Origin of the sequence: Antrihabitans stalagmiti (assembly GCF_016482825.1) — a bacterium.
GTDB classification, from domain to species: Bacteria; Actinomycetota; Actinomycetes; order Mycobacteriales; family Mycobacteriaceae; genus Antrihabitans; species Antrihabitans stalagmiti.
This window is the reverse complement of the sequence record NZ_JAEMNV010000003.1, coordinates 863,470-885,110: the sequence shown is the minus strand read 5'-3', so window position 1 is coordinate 885,110 and position 21,641 is coordinate 863,470. Positions and strand designations below refer to the sequence as shown.

At 64.4% G+C, this 21,641-nt stretch carries 25 protein-coding genes; 3 read left to right on the top strand and 22 right to left on the bottom strand.

Translation table 11 applies throughout. The annotated features are described in order from the left end of the window. Position 1 precedes the first annotated feature (1 nt). The 5 genes from JGU71_RS12935 to JGU71_RS12915 all read right to left on the bottom strand — a co-directional run bounded on the left by JGU71_RS12935 (position 2) and on the right by JGU71_RS12915 (position 5,379). Positions 2 to 1,564: a bifunctional uroporphyrinogen-III C-methyltransferase/uroporphyrinogen-III synthase gene (locus JGU71_RS12935; RefSeq protein ID WP_199704497.1), complete on the bottom strand. Its 1,563-nt coding sequence runs from the start codon at positions 1,562 to 1,564 to the stop codon at positions 2 to 4. Between the two features lie 105 nt (positions 1,565 to 1,669). Next, complete coding sequence (hemC, locus tag JGU71_RS12930; protein WP_199704496.1) at positions 1,670 to 2,656, bottom strand: hydroxymethylbilane synthase; 987 nt, start codon at positions 2,654 to 2,656, stop codon at positions 1,670 to 1,672. Then, positions 2,653 to 4,074 carry a glutamyl-tRNA reductase gene (locus tag JGU71_RS12925; RefSeq protein ID WP_199704495.1) on the bottom strand — a complete coding sequence of 474 codons (1,422 nt, stop codon included), beginning with the start codon at positions 4,072 to 4,074 and terminating at the stop codon, positions 2,653 to 2,655. Before JGU71_RS12925 ends, hemC begins: the two co-directional genes overlap by 4 nt. Then, positions 4,071 to 4,949, bottom strand: coding sequence for a redox-sensing transcriptional repressor Rex (locus tag JGU71_RS12920; protein ID WP_199704494.1), 879 nt, complete (start codon positions 4,947 to 4,949; stop codon positions 4,071 to 4,073). Before JGU71_RS12920 ends, JGU71_RS12925 begins: the two co-directional genes overlap by 4 nt. A gap of 169 nt (positions 4,950 to 5,118) precedes the next feature. Next, complete coding sequence (locus JGU71_RS12915) at positions 5,119 to 5,379, bottom strand: glutaredoxin family protein (RefSeq protein ID WP_199704493.1); 261 nt, start codon at positions 5,377 to 5,379, stop codon at positions 5,119 to 5,121. Between the two features lie 79 nt (positions 5,380 to 5,458). Between JGU71_RS12915 and JGU71_RS12910 the strand changes: the two genes are divergently transcribed. Further along, positions 5,459 to 6,451 carry an HAD family hydrolase gene (locus JGU71_RS12910; protein WP_199704492.1) on the top strand — a complete coding sequence of 331 codons (993 nt, stop codon included), beginning with the start codon at positions 5,459 to 5,461 and terminating at the stop codon, positions 6,449 to 6,451. Positions 6,452 to 6,462: 11 nt separating this feature from the next. On the opposite strand, the gene JGU71_RS12905 is transcribed toward JGU71_RS12910, so the two are convergent. The 8 genes from JGU71_RS12905 to JGU71_RS12870 form a co-directional block, all read right to left on the bottom strand. Continuing rightward, on the bottom strand, positions 6,463 to 7,479 hold the full coding sequence (locus JGU71_RS12905) for a lysophospholipid acyltransferase family protein (protein ID WP_199704491.1): 1,017 nt from the start codon (positions 7,477 to 7,479) through the stop codon (positions 6,463 to 6,465). Next, a complete protein-coding gene (locus JGU71_RS12900) occupies positions 7,476 to 8,567 on the bottom strand; it encodes an NAD-dependent epimerase/dehydratase family protein (RefSeq protein WP_307829621.1) in 1,092 nt (363 codons plus the stop codon). The genes JGU71_RS12905 and JGU71_RS12900 overlap by 4 nt, the downstream gene beginning before the upstream one ends. 280 nt (positions 8,568 to 8,847) lie before the next feature. Continuing rightward, complete coding sequence (locus JGU71_RS12895; protein WP_003402602.1) at positions 8,848 to 8,949, bottom strand: 30S ribosomal protein bS22; 102 nt, start codon at positions 8,947 to 8,949, stop codon at positions 8,848 to 8,850. Continuing rightward, positions 8,937 to 9,134, bottom strand: a complete 198-nt coding sequence (locus tag JGU71_RS12890; RefSeq protein ID WP_199704607.1) for a hypothetical protein — start codon at positions 9,132 to 9,134, stop codon at positions 8,937 to 8,939. Before JGU71_RS12890 ends, JGU71_RS12895 begins: the two co-directional genes overlap by 13 nt. Before the next feature lie 47 nt (positions 9,135 to 9,181). Then, complete coding sequence (locus JGU71_RS12885) at positions 9,182 to 9,424, bottom strand: helix-turn-helix domain-containing protein (protein WP_199704490.1); 243 nt, start codon at positions 9,422 to 9,424, stop codon at positions 9,182 to 9,184. 126 nt (positions 9,425 to 9,550) lie between these two features. Further along, complete coding sequence (gene proC, locus JGU71_RS12880) at positions 9,551 to 10,366, bottom strand: pyrroline-5-carboxylate reductase (protein WP_199704489.1); 816 nt, start codon at positions 10,364 to 10,366, stop codon at positions 9,551 to 9,553. An 82-nt stretch (positions 10,367 to 10,448) separates the two neighbouring features. After that, the gene (locus JGU71_RS12875) at positions 10,449 to 11,285 is read right to left on the bottom strand and encodes a thioesterase family protein (RefSeq protein WP_199704599.1); all 837 of its coding nucleotides are present in this window, start codon (positions 11,283 to 11,285) and stop codon (positions 10,449 to 10,451) included. A gap of 38 nt (positions 11,286 to 11,323) precedes the next feature. Beyond that, a complete protein-coding gene (locus tag JGU71_RS12870) occupies positions 11,324 to 11,971 on the bottom strand; it encodes a MerR family transcriptional regulator (protein ID WP_199704488.1) in 648 nt (215 codons plus the stop codon). Between the two features lie 95 nt (positions 11,972 to 12,066). Here JGU71_RS12870 and JGU71_RS12865 point away from each other — a divergent pair, with 95 nt between their 5' ends. Further along, a complete protein-coding gene (locus JGU71_RS12865; protein WP_199704487.1) occupies positions 12,067 to 12,483 on the top strand; it encodes a hypothetical protein in 417 nt (138 codons plus the stop codon). Here the strand turns inward: JGU71_RS12865 and JGU71_RS12860 are convergent. From JGU71_RS12860 to JGU71_RS12850, 3 genes are all read right to left on the bottom strand, one after another. Beyond that, positions 12,442 to 13,407 (bottom strand): sugar phosphate isomerase/epimerase family protein, encoded by a 966-nt coding sequence (locus tag JGU71_RS12860; protein ID WP_199704598.1) that lies wholly within the window; start codon positions 13,405 to 13,407, stop codon positions 12,442 to 12,444. The two genes, JGU71_RS12865 and JGU71_RS12860, sit on opposite strands and share 42 nt — an antisense overlap. A 101-nt stretch (positions 13,408 to 13,508) precedes the next feature. Beyond that, the gene (locus JGU71_RS12855; RefSeq protein ID WP_199704486.1) at positions 13,509 to 14,663 is read right to left on the bottom strand and encodes an Rv0497 family membrane protein; all 1,155 of its coding nucleotides are present in this window, start codon (positions 14,661 to 14,663) and stop codon (positions 13,509 to 13,511) included. Continuing rightward, a complete protein-coding gene (locus JGU71_RS12850; protein WP_199704485.1) occupies positions 14,660 to 15,613 on the bottom strand; it encodes a Ppx/GppA family phosphatase in 954 nt (317 codons plus the stop codon). The genes JGU71_RS12855 and JGU71_RS12850 overlap by 4 nt, the downstream gene beginning before the upstream one ends. Before the next feature lie 66 nt (positions 15,614 to 15,679). Between JGU71_RS12850 and JGU71_RS12845 the strand changes: the two genes are divergently transcribed. After that, positions 15,680 to 16,456, top strand: coding sequence for a DUF3109 family protein (locus JGU71_RS12845; protein ID WP_199704597.1), 777 nt, complete (start codon positions 15,680 to 15,682; stop codon positions 16,454 to 16,456). A gap of 50 nt (positions 16,457 to 16,506) precedes the next feature. On the opposite strand, the gene JGU71_RS12840 is transcribed toward JGU71_RS12845, so the two are convergent. The 6 genes from JGU71_RS12840 to mshA form a co-directional block, all read right to left on the bottom strand. After that, positions 16,507 to 16,749 carry a hypothetical protein gene (locus JGU71_RS12840; protein WP_199704484.1) on the bottom strand — a complete coding sequence of 81 codons (243 nt, stop codon included), beginning with the start codon at positions 16,747 to 16,749 and terminating at the stop codon, positions 16,507 to 16,509. Positions 16,750 to 16,911: 162 nt separating this feature from the next. After that, a complete protein-coding gene (locus JGU71_RS12835) occupies positions 16,912 to 17,601 on the bottom strand; it encodes a response regulator (RefSeq protein ID WP_199704483.1) in 690 nt (229 codons plus the stop codon). Then, entirely contained in the window at positions 17,598 to 18,845 is a 1,248-nt protein-coding gene (locus JGU71_RS12830) for a sensor histidine kinase (RefSeq protein ID WP_199704482.1), read from the bottom strand. The genes JGU71_RS12835 and JGU71_RS12830 overlap by 4 nt, the downstream gene beginning before the upstream one ends. A 150-nt stretch (positions 18,846 to 18,995) precedes the next feature. Then, positions 18,996 to 19,760, bottom strand: a complete 765-nt coding sequence (locus JGU71_RS12825; protein ID WP_199704481.1) for a phosphoglyceromutase — start codon at positions 19,758 to 19,760, stop codon at positions 18,996 to 18,998. Positions 19,761 to 19,764: 4 nt separating this feature from the next. After that, a complete protein-coding gene (locus JGU71_RS12820; protein WP_199704480.1) occupies positions 19,765 to 20,286 on the bottom strand; it encodes a type III secretion system chaperone family protein in 522 nt (173 codons plus the stop codon). Next, complete coding sequence (mshA, locus tag JGU71_RS12815; protein WP_199704479.1) at positions 20,283 to 21,635, bottom strand: D-inositol-3-phosphate glycosyltransferase; 1,353 nt, start codon at positions 21,633 to 21,635, stop codon at positions 20,283 to 20,285. Before mshA ends, JGU71_RS12820 begins: the two co-directional genes overlap by 4 nt. Positions 21,636 to 21,641 lie beyond the last annotated feature (6 nt).

The window sequence follows — 21,641 nt, the reverse complement described above, 5'->3', positions numbered from 1 at the left end:
GTCAGCGCCTACGACTCTTCTTGCGCGGCGGTGGGAGCGCACCCTCGGCACGCAGCCGCGACGCATGCTCGGCGAGAGCCTCGACCAGCGGACCGACCTGGGCCAACTCCGGCTGCACATCGACGCGCAGACCGAACTCGATCGCGGTCTCCGCGGTCTTCGGTCCGATGCACGCCACCAGTGTCCGCGCATGTGGCTTTCCTGCAATGCCGACCAGATTGCGGACCGTCGAAGACGAGGTGAACAGCACGGCATCGAATCCGCCGGTCTTGATCATCTCGCGGGTCTCGGCTGGGGGCGGTGCCGCCCGAACCGTGCGATATGCGGTGACGTCGTCGATTTCCCAGCCGCGCTCACGCAGACCCTCTGCGAGGGTCTCCGTCGCAATGTCCGCACGCGGCAACAGGACTCGGTTGACCGGGTCGAAAACGTCGTCGTAGGGCGCGAATTCGTCGAGCAGGCCCTGGCTCGACTGCTCACCGGTCGGCACGAGTTCCGGCTTGATACCGAACGACCGCACCTTGTCGGCAGTCGCCTCACCGACGCAGGCGATCTTCACGCCGGAGAACGCCCGAGCGTCGAGACCGAATTCGGCGAACTTCTCCCACACCGCGCGCACGGCATTCGTCGAGGTGAACACGACCCACTGGTAGCGGCCGTCGACGAGACCCTTGACTGCGCGTTCCATCTGCGCCGGACTCCGCGGCGGCTCGACGGCGATCGTCGGCACCTCGATGGGGATGGCACCGTGCGTGACCAGCCGCTCACTCATCTCGCCTGCCTGATCCTTCGTGCGAGGCACGAGGATCGTCCAGCCGTAGAGTGCGCGCGATTCCCACCACGACATCTTGTTGCGCTGACCGACTACCTTGCCGACCGTCACGACCAGCGGTCCGAGCAGTTCGGCACCGGCGTCGTTCAGCGTCGCGAGCGTCGCATCCACGGTCCGCTGCTGACGTGTCGTGCCGCGCACGGTGATGGCAACGGGGGTCTGCGGCGCAAGACCGTGCTCGACGAGGGCACTTGCCGTCTCGGCGAGATGACCCGACGTGGCATGCAGAACGAGGGGTCCGGGTGCGGCCGCGAGCGAAGTCCAATCGACCTCGCCACGAACGTCGGCCTCGGTGTGCGTCGAACCGAGCGCCATACCGGCGTAGCTCGGAACAGCCGAACCGCCGGGCAGGCCGGGCAGTACCTCGAAATGCACCTGCGTGCGGGCGACGGCTCCGACCTCGGAAATGACCGAGTCGGTCGTCATCGGATCGCCTGCGACGACGCGGACGACATCGTGTCCGTTGCGGGCCTCCGTGATCAGCATCTTGGCGACCTCTGCAGGGTCACCGAGCGCTGGTCGCACCTCGGCTACCGGCTCGCCGGTCTCGGCATCGCATTCGACGGCAGAGCCGATCAACGCGACGACGCCGCGATCGACATCGGGATCGGTGAAGGCCAGCTCGGCGCCGACGAGCACATCGCGTGCACGCACAGTGAGCAGGGCCGGATCGCCCGGGCCGGATCCGACGAACAGGATCCGTCCGGGAGTGTTCTTGCGGGCTCGGCTCATGGGTTGTTCTCCAGTGCTTTTGTTTCTCGAGCAATCAGGTTCATCGTTTGGTCGGTGGCTGTGGCTGGCGGCACCGACCGCAATCGAGGAGGTCGAGGTACCGGCTCACCCATCGCCTCCACCCCCTCTCATGAGTTCACGCGCGCCGAGCTCCAACAACTCGCGAGCAAGGTCGCGACCGAGCTCGTGAGCGCGGTCAGGCGATCCGACGATGGAGGCGCGGACGCCGTCCGAACCGTCGATCGCGACCGCGCAGGCGCGCAGGGAAAGTTCGTCGAAAATTCGGCCGTCTTCGTCGATCGATTCGACGACCTCGGCCAGTGCGCCGACCGGTGCTGTGCAGCCTGCTTCGAGCTCGGCGAGCACTGCACGTTCGGCAACGATGGCCGCGCGCGTCGGTGCGTCGTCGAGCGCCGACAGCGCGGTGGCAAGTTCGGTATCGGTTGCCCTGCACTCGACCGCGAGCGCACCCTGGGCAGGCGCGGGCAGCATCTGCACGGGTTCGAGTGCTTCGGTCACCGCGTCGAGACGGCCGATCCGCGAAAGACCTGCGCGTGCGACGACAACAGCGTCGAGTTCACCGCTGCTGACCTTCGACAGCCGGGTATCGAGATTTCCGCGCAGCGGCACGATGTCGAGCCCGAGGCCGAGCGCATGCAGCTGAGCGATGCGACGTGGTGCCGACGTACCGATCCGAGAACCGGCGGGCAATTCGCCGAGCACCAGATTGTCGCGGGCGACGAGCGCGTCACGCGGATCCTCACGCACCGGGATGGCTGCGATGGTGAACCTGGCGTCGGGTGCGGTCGGCAGGTCCTTGTACGAATGCACGGCGATGTCGACAGCGCCCGCAGCGAGCTGATCGCGAAGCGCAGTGGTGAAGACCCCGACACCGATCTTGGCAACCGGCTCCGACGACTCGTCGCCTGCGGTTCGCACGATGACAAGCTCGGCACGGTGACCTGCGCCGATCAACGCGTCGCGAACGGTTCCCGCCTGCGTAGTCGCAAGGAGGCTGCCGCGGGTGCCGATCTTCCAGACCGTCTGGGTGTCGACGGACGTCTCGTCGGCCGATGCGGTGGTGGCTGTCATGGCCTCGCCCCCCGCTCCTGCGCGCGGATGACGTCGGCGATCTCGTGTCCGATCGTGAAATCGTCGGCCAACTCGACGGCGCCGATCTCCATCGGAGTCGCGACGGCCTGGGCAGCTCCGGGCTTCAATTCGAAAAGCTCGCGCAGCGCTTCGGCATAGGTGTCTCCGCCTGGCGTCGAGGCGAGTTGCTTCACCCGGACGGTCGGCGCGTGCAGCAGTTTGTCGACGACGCGTCGAACGGTACGAGCAACCTCGTCACGCTGCGGATCGTCGAGACTCGGCAACCGGGATTCCAGACGCATCAGTTCGGCTTCCACCACTTCGGCAGCGCGCTGACGCAGTGCTGTGACGGTGGGAGTGACTTCGGCGAGTCGTTGGCCGGTCAGATAGGATGCGAGCTCACCCGCGACAATGTCGCGTGCGGCGTCTTCGTCGGCTGCTGCTGCACCCGCTGCGGGATCACGTTGCAGCGTCTCCATGTCGATGACGCTCACCCCGGGAAGTCCGGAGACGGCATGCTCGACGTCGCGCGGCAGACCGAGGTCGCAGATGACGAGCGGGCTGTCGCTGCGCCGGTCGGAAAGCGCGAGATGCGCCGCGGCGAGAGTGACGACAGTTCCGACCGCGCCGGTACAGGTGATGAGGACGTCGGCCTGCGACATTGCCGACGTGAGCTCGTCGAGAGCGACGGCTTCGGCTTCGACGCCGTTCGAGCGGGCGGTCTCCGCCAACCGTTCGGCGCGCTCACGGGTGCGATTGACGACGATGATCTTGCCGATGCCGGCACGGGTCAGCTGTGCGACCGACAGCCCACCCATCGAACCGGCTCCGACGACAACGCCCGTTCGCCCGACCAGTCCGGTGCCGCTGGTTGCGCCGGCGCCCGCGATCAGTGCGGCTGCTCGATCGAGCGCAACGGACACAACCGACGCGCCCGCCGAATCGATTCCGGTTTCGGAGTGCACACGCTTGCCGACACGCAGCGCGTGCTGAGCGAGCTCGTGCAGCACCCTGCCTGCCGCCTGCTGCGCATCCGAGGACGCATACGCCGAGCGAATTTGGCCGAGCACCTGCTGCTCGCCGATCACCATCGAATCGAGTCCGCTGGCAACCGCGAAGAGGTGTTCTGCAGCGGCCTCGCTGTAGCGAACGTAGGCGTGCTTGGTGAGGTCTGCCATCGGCATCCCCGCGTGCTTGGCAAGCAACTCGCCGACCTCGGCAAGAGCGCCGTGGAACGCATCCACCACTGCGTACACCTCGACGCGATTACAGGTCGACACGATCATCGCCTCGGAAATGTGGCTCGACGCCAGCATCTTGTCTGTCAGCTTCGGTCGATCGGTCTCCGATATGGCGACACGCTCGAGGACTGCGACGGGGGCGCTCCGATGCGAAATCCCGACTAGCAGAACACTCATTGCCGAACCACCGATCCCTTGCTGTTGGTAGTCGTGTTCGCGACGGTGCCCTGCGCCGGTGCGCTCGCCGCGGTCGCGGCACTGCGCGGACCTCGGCTGCGTCCGAGTCGGGTCGATGGAACACGAGACTGGTTGGCGGTTGCAGCTTCGGCGTCGACGATCTCGGCGTTGCGTGCACTGCGGAAAGACAACATCTGCATTTCGACCGCAAGATCGACCCGACGGACCTCGACATGATCCGGTGCTTCGAGCTCGACCGGTGTGAAGCTGAGGATGCAGCGCAGACCGGCCTCGACCAGGCGATCGCACACGTTCTGTGCAGCCTCGTCGGGAACCGCGATGACGGCGATGGTCGGCTGCAACTCGATGCACGCCGCGAGCAGAGCACCTGCGTCACGCACTTCGAGTTCGCTGACAACGGTGCCGACGACGCCTGGCGCGGTGTCGAAAAGGCCGACCATGGCAAATCCCCTGCGGCCGAAACCGCCGTATCCGGCGAGTGCTCTACCGAGGTTGCCGACACCGACCAGTACGACCCGATGGCCTTGGTCGAGGCCCAGCGCGGTTTCGATCCGATCGCGCAGCCGCGAGACGTCGTAGCCGACGCCACGGACCCCGTTCGGGCCGAGGAACGACAGATCCTTACGCAGCTTCGCCGAACCGACACCCGCCGCCGCAGCCAACTCTTCGCTGGATACGATGAGCGTTCCCTCGTCGACCATGATGCTCAACACCCGAAGATAGGTAGCCAGACGCGAGACCGTTGCCTGCGGAATGTCCTTGGCCGCATGCAGACTCTTCGTCGAGTGCAAACCATCGCTTCGGGGAGCAGCGGAAACGCCGCGCACACCTGGCGCCGGGTGCTGCTCGGTCACGTTTTGGCTCCTCGTCCGGCGGTTTCAGCTGCCGGGGTTCACGCTGTTCCGGGGAATGTTTCACACCACGGTAACTGCTTGTGAAGCCATTCCCAAAGTCGGCGATCCTGCCCACCGATCACCCCCGCGACGGCGACGGCACCGAACCGCTGCGTTTCGGCGCAAATCCTCAGCGCTGCAAGTCTGCTCGCAACCGCGCCTCGTCGACCTCCCAATAGCTGTGCTCCCGACCGTCGAGCAGCACGACAGGCAGGCGATCGCCGTACTCGGCGCGTAATTCGGGTGACGTTGCGGCAATTGCGTCGACATCGACGGACTCGAGTTCGATTCCGACCTCACCGCAGATCGAGACGAGCTGCCCCCGGGCCCGCTCACACAGTCCGCAACCGGCGCGGGTCAGCAGTACAACGGAATGTGTGGGCGGTGTCATGGCGTTCACTCTGCCATCGGATCGAACCAGCCGGGCTAATGTTGTTGGGCAGGTTCGAACCCCGACACGGGAGGTATGAGTGCCTGGCCAATCAGGTCCGGACGGATCAGGGCCGGTCGTCGGCCGGCTCAGCGCTGGCACGAGCCGTCGTCGTCCACGAAATCCGTTGGGACCGACGGAAGCCGAAGTCCGCGCAAATCTTGCAGGCGAAGCGAGCGCGGAGGCCGCATTCGCGCTGCACGAAGCCGAAGCGAATTCAGCTCTCGAGCCCGACACGGAGCAGCCTGCGATCCCCCGCGACCTCACCGCTGCCGCATTCTTCGACGTGGACAACACGATGGTCCAGGGCGCGTCGATCGTGCACTTCGCACGTGGCCTTGCCGCAAGGAAGTACCTCAATACCTCCGACCTGGTCGACTTCGCGTGGAAGCAGATGAAGTTCCGCGTGACAGGCAAGGAAAGCAGCAACGACGTTGCAAGCGGCCGCGAGAAGGCACTGTCCTTCATCGCAGGCCGATCGACAGCCGAACTCGCCCGACTCGGCGAGGAAATCTACGACGAGATCATCTTCGAGAAGATCTGGCCGGGCACGCGCGCACTCGCGCAGATGCACCTCGACGCCGGGCAGCAGGTCTGGCTGGTCACGGCGACGCCGCTCGAACTCGCCCAGGTGATCGCCAAGCGACTCGGTCTGACCGGTGCTCTCGGGACCGTGGCGGAGAGCGAGAACGGTCTGTTCACAGGTCGACTCGTCGGCGACATCCTGCACGGCATGGGCAAGGCGCACGCGGTGCGCACCCTTGCCATCCGTGAAGGTCTCAATCTGAAGCGGTGTACCGCGTACTCCGACAGCCACAACGATGTACCGATGCTCTCGCTCGTCGGCACAGCGGTCGCGATCAATCCCGATTCGGATCTGCGGGAGCTTGCCAAGAACCGCGGCTGGGAGATCCGGGATTTCCGGACCGCGCGCAAAGCGGCGAAGGTGGGCGTTCCGACCGCACTCGTGCTCGGCGCGGCAGGCGGCGCCCTGGCGGCTGCGATTACGCGACGCCGCGAACTGCTCGGCTGAGCAGCCTGGCGTTATCCCAGAAAGACGTTGCGCCGCTTGGCAAGTAGCCGATACAGCGTCTGCTGAATCGTTTCGCGGACGTGGTCGGTGACCTCGAACGTGACCATCGGGTCGTCGGCGTCGGCCGGTGTGTAGGAGTCGGTGTAGATCGGCTCGCCGAACTCGATGTACCACTTCGACGGCAGTGGAATCAGGCCGAGCGGACCCAGATGCGGGAACAGCGGAGTGACCGGGAAGTACGGCAGTCCGAGCAGCCGCGCGATCGGCGCGAGGTCACCGATCTTCGGGTAGATCTCCTCGGATCCGACGATCGAGCACGGAATGATCGGCGCTCCGGTCCGCATTGCCGCCGACACGAAGCCACCGCGGCCGAACCGCTGCAGCTTGTAGCGCTCGTTGTAGGGCTTGCCGATGCCCTTGAAGCCTTCGGGGAACACAGCGGCGAGTTCGCCGTTGCGCAGCAGCCGCTCGGCATCGGGGTTGCAGGCGAGCGTATGACCGGCCTTGCGAGCGATCGAGCCGACAACGGGCGTCTCGAAGAGCAGGTCGGCTGCAAGCATGCGCAGCGGCCGATTGAGTGGGTGGTGATCGTGCACCGCGACCGACGTCATCAGCCCGTCGATCGGAACGACACCAGCGTGGTTGGCGACGATCAGTGCGGCGCCGTGCAACGGCAGGTTTTCGATGCCGCTGACCTCGACGCGAAACCAGTTGTCGTAGATCGGCCGCAACGCAGGAAGGAAGATCGACTCGGCCCAGTGGCTGTCGAAGCCGAACTCGTCGACGTGGTAGTCACCGACGACGCGACGGCGAAGGAAGTCGGCGGTCCCGGAGATCTGCTTCGAGACCCGGCGACGAATACCTTCGGCGAGCGATTGCGGCGGGTTCGACTCCTCGATGCGCTCGGTGATCGACGTGACTGCGCCGAATTGCTCGGTGTCGATCGCGTGACGACGCCGACTCACCGTGCGACTCGGCTTTGCCGCCGCGTCCGTGTGCAGAGGGATGACCTTCGCTACTTCGTTCATCTCGCAATGCCCTTCGTATTCGGCGATCCGGCTTGGGCTCCGACGAGCTCGAGCAATCTGGTTTCTGCCGAATTGATCCATTCGGGGTTGATGACCGGCCGCAGCGCTGCGCCCTTCACAAAATCATCGAATGCCTGCAGTGTCGTCCACCGTGGCTCGAAGCCGAGTTCGGTGCGCATTCTCGATGTTTCGAGACCGCAGCCGAAGTGGTAGTAGTCGAGCTGCTCCTGGGTGAACTCGCGCATGACCGTGCCCATCAGGCCCTTGCCTGCGGTGCGGAACAGGAAGAACGGCATCGGCACTTCGATCCTGCCCGCGCGCCGGACCGCCTGCGACATCATGATCACGCCGTCACCTGCGATGTTGTACGTGCCCGCGCGTCCGCCGACGGTCGCGTGCTCCAACGCCGAGAGCGCGTCCTCTTCGTGGAGGAGTTGCAGCCGAGCATCGCGTCCGATGATGGTCGGAACTATCGGGGGCGCGAAGTATCGCGACATCGCGCCGTTGAGCCGTGGGCCGACGAGTGGTGAGAGGCGCAGGGTGGAGATCGCAATATCCGGGCGACGACGCCCGAGGCCGCGCGCGAATGCCTCGACCTCGATCGTGTCGCGCGCGAATGCGCCCTTCGGTGGGGTCCGCGCGCTCATCTGCTCGGTGAACTTGATCGGATCCCTCGCGCTGGCGCCGTAGACGGCCGACGACGACCGAACCACAACTTTGCGCACACTCGGCGCCTTCTGACACACGGCGAACAATTGCATCGCGCCGAGGACGTTGAGGTCCTTCATCGCGGTCCGACTACCCGACTTGGGCGGGCGGGAGATCGTCGCCGCGTGCACGACCGTATCGACGTTGTTGCCCGAAATCACTTTGCCTATAAGCGGATTGCGGATGTCGGCGCGGATGAACTCGGCCCTGCCCATCCGGCGAAGCATGTCTTTGCTCGGCGTCTTGACGTCGACTGCGATGACCCTGTCGATAGCGGGATTCTGCGCGAGTCTGGCAACCAGATAGCCGGAGAGGAATCTGCTCGCGCCGGTGACCAGCACGACGCTCGGTGTGTGCACACCGCGTTCGTTCTGACTCACTAGCGACTCCTCGCGCTGAGGTGGACCCGATCCGGTCCTGACACATCTGCCCCGATGTGGTCTCGAAACGATCGAACTGCCTTGATCAGCTTCGACCAACTTGGTCGAGCCTAACGACTACGTCTGTCGGCCGACAGGTTTGCAGCAGCTTCTTACAGTTAATTAATGTTACGAATCCCACATCGTGAGACGGCCGACAAGTAGTCAAGCGACCAGAATCAGAACCGAAACAGGAGATGCCCGCCCCCTCGAAAGGGACGGGCATCCACGCTGTGTTCGGCTACTTGCCGAGTTTCCTACGCTGCACTCGCGTGCGACGAAGCAACTTGCGATGCTTCTTCTTCGACATGCGCTTGCGACGCTTCTTGATCACAGAACCCATAGCGGGTAGCCCTCGCGTTCTTCTTTTGCCTGGTTGCGCACGCCGGATACGTACGCCTTCATTTTCCGCACAGCGCCCACGAAACCGGCTGGCTGGCACGACAGGTCACCATCGTACCCGTGCCGGGCACGCACAACGAAACCGAGGTCACCCGAACGCTCACGTTCGGATATCGCCGATCGCATTGCGCGCACCCTGAGCCACCGCGCCAGTGATGTTGACCTTCGACCCGTCAGCCGGCGTCGAAGTACGAGGTCTCCAAGTAGTCGTGCACCGCCTTCGAGTGCACCCGGAACGAACGCCCGACGCGCACGGCAGGTAGTTCACCTCCGTGTACGAGTCGGTACACCGTCATCTTGGACACCCTCATCAGACTCGCCACTTCGGCGACCGTGAGGAACTGCGTTCCACCGAGGGTGCCTTGACCGTCCGAAGACGATCCCGAACCCTGCGGCGGCTTGTTTACAGACGCCATAGACCCACATACCTCCGGCACGTCTCGCGCCGCCGGCTTCCCCACCGGCGGAACAGACACGCACGTGCTGTGTGGAGCTTAGCGGGACCAGTGGGGTTAATGCGACGGGTGTGGGCAAATGAACCTTTATTCGTTTGTGACACCCTGTTGCGCCGAACGGTCCTTCGCAGCGTGCAAAGCCTCTATGAATGCAGATCGGAGGCCGTTTTGCTCGAGAACTCGAAGCGCTGCGGAGGTCGTTCCGGCCGGAGAAGTTACTGCTGCTCGCAGCTCGTGGGCGTCTTCGTTCGAGCGGTCGAGCATCGCCGCAGAGCCGATCATGGTCTGAACGACGATCTCCGTCGCCGTCTTCCGGGTCAATCCGAGGCCTACCGCAGCGTCCACCATGGCCTCGACGACGAGGAAAAAGTATGCCGGCCCCGATCCCGATACAGCAGTGACCGCATCCATCTGGTTTTCGGCGACGGTCACGACCTTGCCGACCGATTGCAGGACGTCACGCACCAGATCCAGGTGGGCATCCTTGACGTAGCGACCCGGTGCCAGGACGCTCATGCCTTCACCGACGAGCATCGGGGTATTCGGCATCACCCGGATCACCGGGAAACCTGCGGGCAGCTTGGGTTCGTAACGGCTCGTCGGAATACCGGCGACGAGCGAGACGAGTAGCTGCTCGCGCTCGGCATCGAGCTCGACCTCGGACAGTGCGCTCATCACGGCGTCGACGTCGCCCGGCTTGACCGCAACCACGATCACGTCGGCGCCTTCTGCGGCGTCGGCGACGGTCGTCACGCGCACGCCGAACTCCTGTGCGAGTTCCTTCGCCCTGGCAGGCATCTGTTCGGCGACAACAAGGTCCTTGGTCGCACGGCCTGCCTCGAGGAGCCCGGCGACCAGTGCCTCACCGATCCGGCCGCCACCGATAACTGCAATTCTCGTCATGGCGGAAACAATAGGGCCTTCGGCCTCGTGAGCACTTTCGGTGGTCCCGCCCACCGAAAGGACGCACGAGCGGCGAAGCCGCCTACCGCTGCGGGATCAACGCAAGTTGCCTGCTCTGAACGACGACGGCACCGGTCGAATCGAGGATCAGGTGATCCTCGTCGAAGAAGCGCGTGCCGATCGACCTGCTGCTCGACATGACTCGCAGCCAGCCCGGCGCAGGCCTGCGTTGCAGATAGGTCGTCAGCTGAATCGTCGGCGCCCAACCGAACATGCCGCGGTTGAAGACGACCGGCGGACTGATGTCACCGGCCATCATCGCGAACAGCGGCGCGATATCGGGATCGTTCTCGTCTTCGGCGAACGGTCGCGCCCACAGTCGCAGCATCGGCTCACCCTGACCACCCGTCATAAACGCCGCAGAGGTCGGATCGAGACGAAGTTCGCAACCCTTGGCTATGTTCACGACCTTGCCGAGGGGGCTGCTGCCGTCGTACCGATGCGCGTCCTCCGGCGGCTCGGCCGGCATGGACGTCAGAGCGTCGAGTTGGTGCACCGGCGGATCGACGTCGAGGGTGCCGAGCGTCACGGCGGCACGAACGGCGACGCGGTCACCCTGCATGAGGTTCACGTCGACGAGACAGATCTGCCGACCGAGCTTGCGGACCTCGACCGACAGTTCGACGGCACCGGGGTCCGGCGCACCGAGATAGTCGACACTGACCGCGACCGGCTGCAATTGCGCGGACGGACCCGTCCCCGACCGCAGCTTCCGCCTGGCTGCTGCAGCGCACACGGCGAGCATTGCGCCACCGTGCACTTTCTTGCCGATCGTCCAGATGGGATCGATCGTGCCGCCGTAGCGATCGGTGTCGACATCGGTCAGCGTGCACAGTTCGCGGAACGGTGCCGACGAGATCGCGTCCACGGGTGTCGTTGCGCTTCGTTCTTCGGTGGTCATCGGTCGTGTGCCCTTTCGTCGGCATCGGTGTCGGCATCGGGATCGAGAAGCATCGTCGCCATCAGATGTTGATGAGCGAGTCTGCGAAGTGCTGCGAGCACGGGTTCGTAGATGGCAGTCCCGAGGACGGCGTACTCGACAGTGGATTCTGAAGATCGAGCCGGCATCGATGCGAGATCGATCCGCGCTATCGCAAGCACGTGTTCGCCGTAACTACGCAGCCGCTCGTCGCTCATCGGGATGCCGACGTCTTCCGCGGCGGCGAGCGCGTGTTCCAACTGCGCGACGGCCGGGTAGTCGGGATCGTAGATCTGACCGAGGCGGTCGAGTGCTGCTTTCGCTCGCGGGTAGCCCTCTCGCACGGGCTCGAGGTAGGGCGGCAACGCCGCGAGGGCATGGCCGAGTGTGTCGAACAGCGATTCCCGTGGTTCGTCGATCAGCTCGACGATGACGCGAATCTTGGGCAGTGGTAGACCGATGCCGGCGAGTGCCTTGATCAGCGTCAGTCGGCGCAGGTGCAGATCGGTGTAGTCGGCCCGCGTCGCACTTGTCGACTCCCCCGGCATCAGCAGGCCTTCGCGCAGGTAGTACTTGACGGTCGCGAGCGGCACCCCACTGGCTGCCACCAGTTCCGATACCCGCACGAAAGTCCTCCTTGACATTGGATACCTCGACTATCCACTATTGGATAGTCAAGGTATCCACTGCTGTCGAACACTACTCGCCCCGGAGAGAAATCATGCAACCTCTGTTATCAATCGTGCTGGGCGTCACTGTGCTGACCGTCGTCGGCATCGCATTCGGGGGCACGTTCATGCTGCGCGTCGTGACCGGCGCGCACGGTGCGAACGAGCTGCAAAAGACCTTCTTCCGGGCCGGTCACGCCCACGCGGGGGTGCTCGTGACGCTCGGCCTCACCATCGGCGTGCTCACCCATGCCGCAGGCGCTGACAACGTCTGGGGCGCCGCAGGCACCATCGCCGTACTCACCGCGGCCATCTTCGTTCCGATCGGATTCTTTCTCTCCGTCCTCGGACACGATCCACAGAAACCCGGCCGGATGGTCGCCGCGATCTGGATCGGCGCGGCCCTCTTGACGGTGGGCCTGATTATCTCAGGAGTTGCCGTCGTCGTCGCCGGAGTCAGCGCGCTGTGACTCGACCTGCTGCGATTCGACCTGCTGCGTCGTTTCGGAGGCCGGCGGTTCCGAGCTCGGCGGTTCCGAATCCGACCCGCCTGCCGCAGGCTGCTCGGGAATCGTCCGCCTGTTCAGGTGCACTCGAGCGAACATCAGCGCCTGATGCAGCATCGACGCGCGTTCGGTTGTCGTCTTGGCGTTCTGCGTGTTGATCTCCACAACGGCTTGCCCGTCGAAGCCACGTTTGACGAGATACTCGCAGACCTCGACACACGGCTGTGTGCCCTGGCCGGGGATGAGGTGCTCGTCGTAGGCCGCGCCGCGACCGTCGGCTAGATGCAGGTGGGTCAGGCGCGACCCCATCCGCGCTGCGAGAGCCATCGCATCCATACCCGCCGTAGCCGTGTGCGACAGGTCGAGCGTGTAGTGATCGTGGTCGGAATCGGTCGGATCGTACGACGGGCTGAACGCCGAAAGGCCGAGCCCAGGACCACCTCGACGCTTCAAACGTTCGACCGCAGCGTCTCGCCTGCCGAAGAAGCTGTCCGCTCGCATCGGGAACATGTTCTCGACGGCGACGATGACGTGACTGGACGACTCCAACTCGGCGACCTGGTCGCGAAAGCCTTCCGCGTATTTACGCTGCCACCGGAACGGCGGATGCACGACGACATTGCCTGCGCCGAGCGACTCCGCCATCCGAACCGATCGCTCCAACTTCGCGACGGGATCCGCACCCCACACCCGCTGCGAGATCAGCAGGCACGGTGCGTGGACCGCCTGGACGGGCACACCGTACTTGCGCACAAGTGCCTTGACCGCGTCGAGATTCTGACTGACCGATTCCGCCCAGACCATAAGCTCGACACCGTCGTAACCGAGCTCCGCGGCATAGCGGAACGCAGCTTCGGTGTTCTGCGGATAGACCGATGCCGTCGACATCCCGACGAGAATCTCGCGACGCCGTCCCCTGCGAGCGCGACCTCCCTGCGTTGTGTCGCTCGACGCTTTGTCGGTACCGGCCGCGCTGCCGAATATGTCGCTCAACGGGCGCTTAACAGGAAGGCGAGCGGACCCAATGTCACGAAAACTCCTACTACGACGGCAATCACGATGCTCAGGATGTCTTCGGTCTTGCGTAGAACGAGCACGAGCGCAACCAGTCCCAGAATCACGAGAACCGACAGCACGAGCGCAACGAGCGGCAACACGTCCCACAGCTTTTCGAAACCGGTGAACATCAATGCGCCCGCGATGACGGCGACGACAGCTTGCCCGAGCAGAACGAGCCATTGCCGCGCAGCGCTGCGCTCCGGCTTCGTCGCGGCTTCGGTGTTTTCGCTCGGCGTCCGATCGTCGAGAAGCTGCACGGACCCGTCGGTGTCGGAGTCGCTGTCGAACTCGGAGTCGAGTTCACCCGATTGTCTGCCGCGCATCAGGTCGCCTGCGACGGTCGAACCCGAAAGCAGTTGCGGCTCACGTTCGGCCGAGGACCACGCCGTCGGATTCTGTGTTTTCGGCTCGGCCCGCTTGACGAGATCGGGAGCCTTGTCCTGCGGCGCTCCGAGGTCGGCGGCGGAATCCCGACCAGGCCGACGTTCGACGCCCTTCGGCACGGCAGGCAAGGCTGCGGTGGCCGTTTCGGCCGCGGCGTTGTCCCGATCTGCGCGCTCTGCGGCTACCCGATCACGTTCGGCCTTCTCACGCTCGGTTTTGTCGCGCTCGGTTTTGTCGCGCTCAGCCTTCTCCCGCTCGGCCTTCTCACGCTGGGCCTTTGCGGCTTTATCCCGTTCAGCCTTGTCCCGTTCAGCCTTGTCCCGTTCGGCCTTCTCCCGTTCGGCCTTCTCCCGTTCGGCCTTGTCGCGAGCAATCCGCTCGTCGCGCTCTTTTGCCGCACGCTCCTGTGCGGCGCGCTCGTCGGCGGCTTTCGCCTCTGCAGCTGCGCGCGCTTCGGCCTCGGGATCGTCGACGGGTTCGTCGTCGAGAACCGCATGGAACGATCCCGACGGCGACGAATCCCGAATCACCGGTATTTCGCCTGTCAGCTCGGCGACGGAGATTCCGCCCTTGGTTCCGCGCCGACGACGCCCACCTGCGGCGGAGGCCACCTGCTGGCCGTTGCGGGCGAGCAGTTCGGCCACCGAGATCTGCTTGGGTTCGCCGGAGCCGTTGTCGTCCGTGCCGTTTTCTGTCGTCATCGGGTGCTCACCACCAGGTCACCGCCCATCTCGGTATCGAGCTTTCGCAATATCAATCCCTCGCGCAGTGCCCATGGACAAATATCGATCGTCTCTACCTGCAGCGCCCGCATGGCCGCCTCGGCAATCAACGCGCCTGCCACGAGCTGCGGCGAACGGTCGATGCTCACGCCTTCCAATTCTGCACGGTCGGACGACGTCATCCGGGATATGAAGGCGATGAGTTGCCGCAAGCCGCTGCTCGTCAATGTTCGTCTGACCCGTGGACCTGCACCGGACGGTGCCGCACCGGTGAGTCGGGCGAGGGATCGGAAAGTTTTCGATGTGCCGACCGCGAGGTCGGGAGCACCGACCGTGTTCAGTTCTTTCACCGGGTCGACCAACTCGGCCTCTAGCCAATCGCGCAGCACAGCGACGCGACGCTTTCCTGGCGGGTCCGCCTGCAACCAGTCGCGCGTCAACCTGCCGGCACCCAGTTGCAGCGAGACGGCTACGTCGGGGTCTTCGTCGTGACCGATGCTCAGTTCGAGGGATCCGCCGCCGATATCGAGATTGAGGATTCGACCGGCACTCCACCCGTACCAGCGGCGAACGGCGAGAAAGGTAAGTCTGGCTTCGTCGACACCCGAAAGCACTTCGAGTTCGACGCCGGTCTTCTCCCTTACCGCGGCAAGGACTGCCTCCGAGTTGTCCGCATCCCTGACCGCCGAGGTCGCGAACGCCATCAGCTCGCCGCACCCCGAGGTTTTGGCGATGCTTGCGAACTCGTCGACCGTCGAGACCAGCCGATCTTCGCCTGTCCGGGTGATCCGGCCTGCGTCGTCGATGTTCTCCGACAGCCGCAAAGTGGCCTTTGTCGAACTCATCGGCAGTGGGTGCCCACCACGATGTGCGTCCACTACAAGTAGATGGACGGTGTTACTTCCGACGTCGAGTACCCCTAGGCGCACAGGGACACGGTACTGGGTCTACGGTCAGCCCTTGTGACAGCAGGTGATGGTCGGCCTTCGCACAAGATGGCGCCGACACCCGAAGTAGATCTCGACTTCCCTCGCGAATGGATCGAATTCGCCGATCCCGACAACGCCGAACATATTGTTGTCGCCGATCTGACATGGCTCCTTTCTCGCTGGACCTGCGTTTTCGGTACCGCAGCGTGCCAGGGGATCATCGCTGATCGCCCCGACGACGGCTGCTGCTCACACGGCGCCTTCTTCTCCGACGACGACGATCGCAAGAAGCTCGACAAAGCCGTGAAGCTGCTCACACCGCAGGACTGGCAGTTCATGGACAAGGGCCTCGGCAAGAAGGGCTACGTCGAGCAGGACGAGTTGGAGGACGAGCCCGCTTTACGGACTCGGCGTTATCAGGGCGCCTGCATCTTCCTCAATCGGCCGGGTTTCGAGGGTGGCCTCGGGTGTTCGCTGCACATCATGGCGATGCGTAAAGGCATCGAGCCGTTGGAGGTGAAGCCGGAAGTGTGCTGGCAGTTGCCGATTCGCCGAACCCAGGACTGGGTCACGCGACCCGACGGCGTCGAGATTCTCAAGACGACCATCACCGAGTACGACAGACGGGGCTGGGGTGAGGGTGGCGAGGATCTGAACTGGTACTGCAGCGGATCGCCCGACGCTCATGTCGGAAAGCGACCGGTGTGGCAGTCCTACGCCCCTGAGCTCACCGAGTTGCTCGGCAAAGCCGCGTACGCGGAGCTCGCACGGCACTGCAAACGACGAGAAGGCTTGGGGCTCATCGCGATTCATCCCGCAACCGTGCACGCCCAACGCACCTGAACCCGACCCGGCCACCAACGGCAACCGGGCCGGATTTCTAGCCGACTGACTTACGCCGCTTCGAGGCTGAAGCGACGACGCTCGCTGTCGATTGCGAGAATTCGCACGCTCACCTGGGTGCCCACGGGCCATTCGAGTTGAAACGCGAGGCCGTGTAGACCTCGATATTCGACGAACGAGCCGAAAGCCACAACGTCGACGACGACGCCGTCGATCACATCGCCTACGGCATGACGCTCGACGAATTGCTGCCACTTCGGGTCTTGGTGGCGATTGTCTGGATCCGGAATCATGCTTTCACCTCCTTCCGCTGCAGGATTCCGCCCATAAGGCGGGTTTCGAGCAGAGACGAGGCGGCGGGGCACGGGCCCGCAACCGGATCAAGCGGTGGCCGGGTGTCCGATCTGTGAACGGCGAAGAGCCGACCCGGCAGTCATGTTGTGTAGCTTAGCAACTCACGCTTCGAGTTTGTAGCCAAGTCCGCGCACCGTGACCAGATGTTCGGGCTTGGCCGGATCCGCTTCGATCTTGGAGCGCAGTCGCTTGACGTGCACATCGAGCGTCTTCGTGTCGCCTACGTAGTCGGCTCCCCACACCCGATCGATCAGCTGGCCACGGGTGAGCACCCGACCGGAGTTGCGCAGCAGATACTCGAGCAGGTCGAACTCCTTGAGCGGCAACGTAACCTGCGTTCCGCTCACGAGCACGATGTGGCGTTCGACGTCCATCCGCACGGGACCGGCTTCGAGAACGCCGGTCTCGCCTGCACCGTCGAGTTCGCTGTCCGAACCGCGTCGCAGCACCGCCCTGATCCGGGCGATCAGTTCACGTGCCGAATACGGCTTGGTGACGTAGTCGTCGGCGCCGAGCTCGAGGCCGACAACCTTGTCGATTTCGCTGTCGCGTGCGGTCACCATGATGACGGGAACGCCGGACCGAGTCCGCAGCTGCTTGCAGACGTCGGTGCCGCTCATGCCCGGCAGCATCAGGTCGAGCAGCACGATGTCGGCTCCGGAACGGTCGAACTCGGCGAGAGCGGAGGGTCCGTCGGCGACGACCGTCACCTCGAAGCCCTCCTTCTTGAGCAGGAACGCCAACGGGTCGGCCAGCGACTCCTCGTCCTCCACGATCAACACACTCGTCATCGGTTGGCCTCCACATTTGTTGTTGTCGCGCCGCGCGGCAGTACTTCTCGATGCGCGGCGGTGTCTCGTCGGTCGTTGGATCTGGACGAGCCGATGTCGTCGTCGGGATCGGCTTCCAGATAGGCAGGGATGCGCAGGGTGAACGTCGAGCCTGTTCCGACTTTGCTCCACAACGTGATTTCGCCGTTGTGGTTGGCGGCAACGTGTTTGGCGATCGCGAGGCCGAGGCCGGTTCCACCTGTCGCGCGCGACCGCGCCTTGTCGACGCGGAAGAAGCGCTCGAACACCCGCTCCTGGTCTTCCTTCGCGATCCCGATACCGCGGTCGGTGACGGCCATCGCAACTTTCCCGCCTCGGATGGAGCGGCTGACCGAGACCTGCGAACCCTTCGGCGAATACGCGAGCGCGTTTTCGACGAGGTTGGAGAGTGCGGTCACGAGCAAGGTCTTGTCGCCGAGAACTTCCAGACCACTCGGGTGGTCGGTTCTGACGGTGATGTCGGCTGCCTCGGCTGTGGTTCTGGAGCGGTCGACTGCCTCGGCTACCACCTCGTCGACGTCGACGACGTCGAGATCGGGCAGCTTTTCCGCGCCCTGCAGGCGCGACAGCGCGATCAGTTCGTTCACCATGTTGCCGAGCCTGGAAGATTCGGCGAGCACGCGGCGGCCGAAGTGGGCTACCGATTCGGGGTCGTCGGCGGATTCGAGCAGCGCCTCGGCGAGCAGGCTGAGCGCTCCCACCGGCGTCTTGAGTTCGTGGCTCACGTTTGCCACGAAGTCGCGACGGGTCGCTTCCATCCGGACCTGCTCGGAATCGTCGTCGGCGAACAGGACGACGAAGCTGGTGTCTTCACGACTTAGCAATCTGGCAACACATCGGACGGCGATCCGTTCACGGCTGCTGTTGGGACTCTTCGCGCTCAGGTCGGCTTCGGCTTCGGCACCGGTGGCGAGGACCCGCTTGGCGGCCACCCAGGCGCGTTCGTCGATCAGGCGGTTACGCACGACGCCGAGTTCCTCGGCACGGGGATTGAACAGGATGACGTCGCGGTGTTTGTCCACGACCGCGATGCCACTCTCGGAGGCGAGAACGATCAGATCGAGTACCTGAGACATCGTGAGCCCGGATTGCGCTTGGCGACGCTGAGTGGTCCTGGTGTTCACATAGGGAACAATCAGGCCACCTGCAATCAAACCGGCGAAGCCTGCCACGAGAGCCAGCAGCACCGCCTGAACAACACTCACGCGGCAATCGTACGTTCGATGTAACCCTCACCAACGCAGGGTGCAGCCTTTTTGGCGCAGGTCACACGGCAGAAGAGTGATGTTCGCCCGGCGTTAACCCAGAGTTGGCCGGGTCGAACATTCACTTGCGGTCCGATACCTACTCGGGGTCTATTTTGCGCCCTGATTGGCAACCGCCGCCGCGCCTGCAGCCGCCGCATCGGGATCGAGGTAGGTCCCGCCGGGATTGAGCGGACTGAGGTTTTCGTCCAGGTCGTAACGCAGCGGGATGCCCGTAGGAATGTTCAGGCCCGCGATGTCGTCGTCGGAAATTCCGTCGAGGTGCTTGACCAGAGCGCGCAACGAATTGCCGTGCGCCGCGACGAGCACGGTCTTGCCTGCGAGCAGATCCTGGGAGATGGTCTCCTCCCAGTACGGGATCATCCGCACGACGACGTCTTTGAGACATTCGGTCTGTGGAACGTCGATGCCGTCGTACCGCGGATCGCCGTCCTGGCTGAATTCCGTGCCGGCCTCGATCGGGGGCGGCGGGGTGTCGTAGCTGCGACGCCATGCCATGAACTGCTCGTCGCCGAATTCGTCGCGGATCTGTGCCTTGTTGAGGCCCTGCAGTTTGCCGTAGTGGCGTTCGTTGAGCCGCCAGTCCCGAATCACCGGAATCCAATGCCTGTCCGCAACGTCGAGTGCGATGTTCGCGGTGCTGATCGCACGCCGCAGCAGCGACGTATAGACGACGTCGGGAAGCACGTTCTGCTCCCGCATCAGGCTGCCTGCGCGCTTACCCTCGGCAATTCCCTTTTCGGTCAGGTTCACGTCCACCCAGCCGGTGAACTGGTTCGAGGCGTTCCATTCGCTCTCGCCGTGGCGCAGGAGCACAAGCGTTCCAACGGAGCTGCGGGGGCTTTCGTCAGTCATGCGATCATCCTGGCACGTCGGTGCCGCGCCCGTCCTGCGCACCGTGCACCAGATGCTCGAATGCCTTCAGGTTTGCCAGCGACTCACCGCGCGCGGTACGCCAATCCCATTCGCGGCGAATGGATTCCGCGAATCCGAGCTCCAGCAGAGTGTTGAAGTCGCCGTCTGCTGCCTCGAGCACCTGGCCGAGTACGCGGTCCAACTCCTCGGGCGTGACCGCGTGCGCCGACAGTCTGCCGACGAGATAGATGTCGCCGACGCGGTCGATCGTGTAGTGCACTCCGTAGAGTCGCCGGTTTCGCCGGAGCAGAAATTTGTGGACACCGGCATCGTTCTCGTCCGGATGCCGACAGACGAACGCCTCGATCCGGACGCCGTGCTTGCCGAGTGTCAGCAAGCACGTCGTCTTCAGTTTGCGTTCGCCGGGCAGCTCGACGACGAAGTTGTCGACGCCCTTGCGTGTGTATTCCAACTCGCGGTCACGCAGCGCACCCTCGATGACGTCGGCCAGTTCGGCGGCGCTCACGCGCGGACACCGCGTCGAAGTCTGATCAATTCGCGTAACCGGTGCATGGCGTCCACCTTCGTTGTGGTTTGAGTGTCGATCCGGCCAAGAGCCCCCGCGTACGTTTCCTGCGCTTTCTCGTAGCTCGCCAGCAAACCGGTTGCAGTCCGCTCCCAGGAGAAGTTGGCCGCGTGCCGCTGTGCGTTCTCCCCCATCCGGACCAGCTCGTGCTGATCGGCAAGCATCCAGCGAATCGCCGACGACCAGTCTTCGGTTCGATGCCCCTGAACCAGAATGCCCGTTTCTCGATTGCGGACCGCGGTACCGAGGCCACCGACGTCAGCGGCGACGACGGGGGTACCGCAGGCCTGAGCTTCGATGGCAACCAACCCGAAGGACTCCGAATAGCTCGGGACCGCAACGATATCCGACGCGCGGTACACCTCCACGAGCCGATCCGGCGGTTGCGGTGGGAGGAAGGTCACGTGCTCGCTGATGCCGAGTCCGCGGGCGAGATCGATCAGCGAATCGGGCCGCGCCAGACCCGTTCCCGACGGTCCGCCGACGATGAGGACCCGAAGCGGCATGGTCGCATCGCGTGCCAGCAAATCTGCAGCGGCTCGCACGAGAACGTCGGGGGCCTTGAGCGGCTGGATGCGCCCGACGAAGGTCACGATGTGCTCGTCGTCGCGCAGCCCGAGTTCGCGACGCGCCGCGCCGCGATCGCCTGGTCGATACTTCGCGAGGTCGGCACCGGGAGCTACCACGTCGGTCTTCTCCGGGGATGCCCCGTAGGTTTCGATGAGTTGCTTGGCTTCTTCGGAGGTGTTCGCGATGAGACGGTCGGCTTCTGCGACCACTTGACGCTCGCCGATTTCGCGGGCCGCGGGTTCGGGCGTATCACCCTCGGCGAGGGCAGCGTTTTTCACCGCGGCGAGCGTGTGAGCGGTGTGGACGAGCGGAACACCCCAGCGATCACGCGCCAGCCAGCCGACCTGACCGGAAAGCCAGTAGTGCGAATGCACGAGGTCGTAGTAGCCGGGCTCGTGCCGAGCCTCTTCCCGCAGGACGCCTGCCGCGAATGCACACAACTGCGTCGGTAGATCGCTTTTGTCGAGGCCCTCGAACGGGCCTGCGACGACGTTGCGGACGAGTATCCCCGGCGCAGCTTCGACGACCGTTGGGTCGGCCGAGGAGGTCGCTCTTGTGAAGATCTCCACTTCGACACCGCGACGGGCCATCTGAAGAGCGGTCTGCAGTACGTAGACGTTCATCCCACCGGCGTCGCCGGTTCCAGGTTGAGCGAGCGGCGAGGTGTGAACCGAGAGGACCGCCACCCGCTTCAGGCGGCTGCTTCGCAAGGAACTCACACCTCC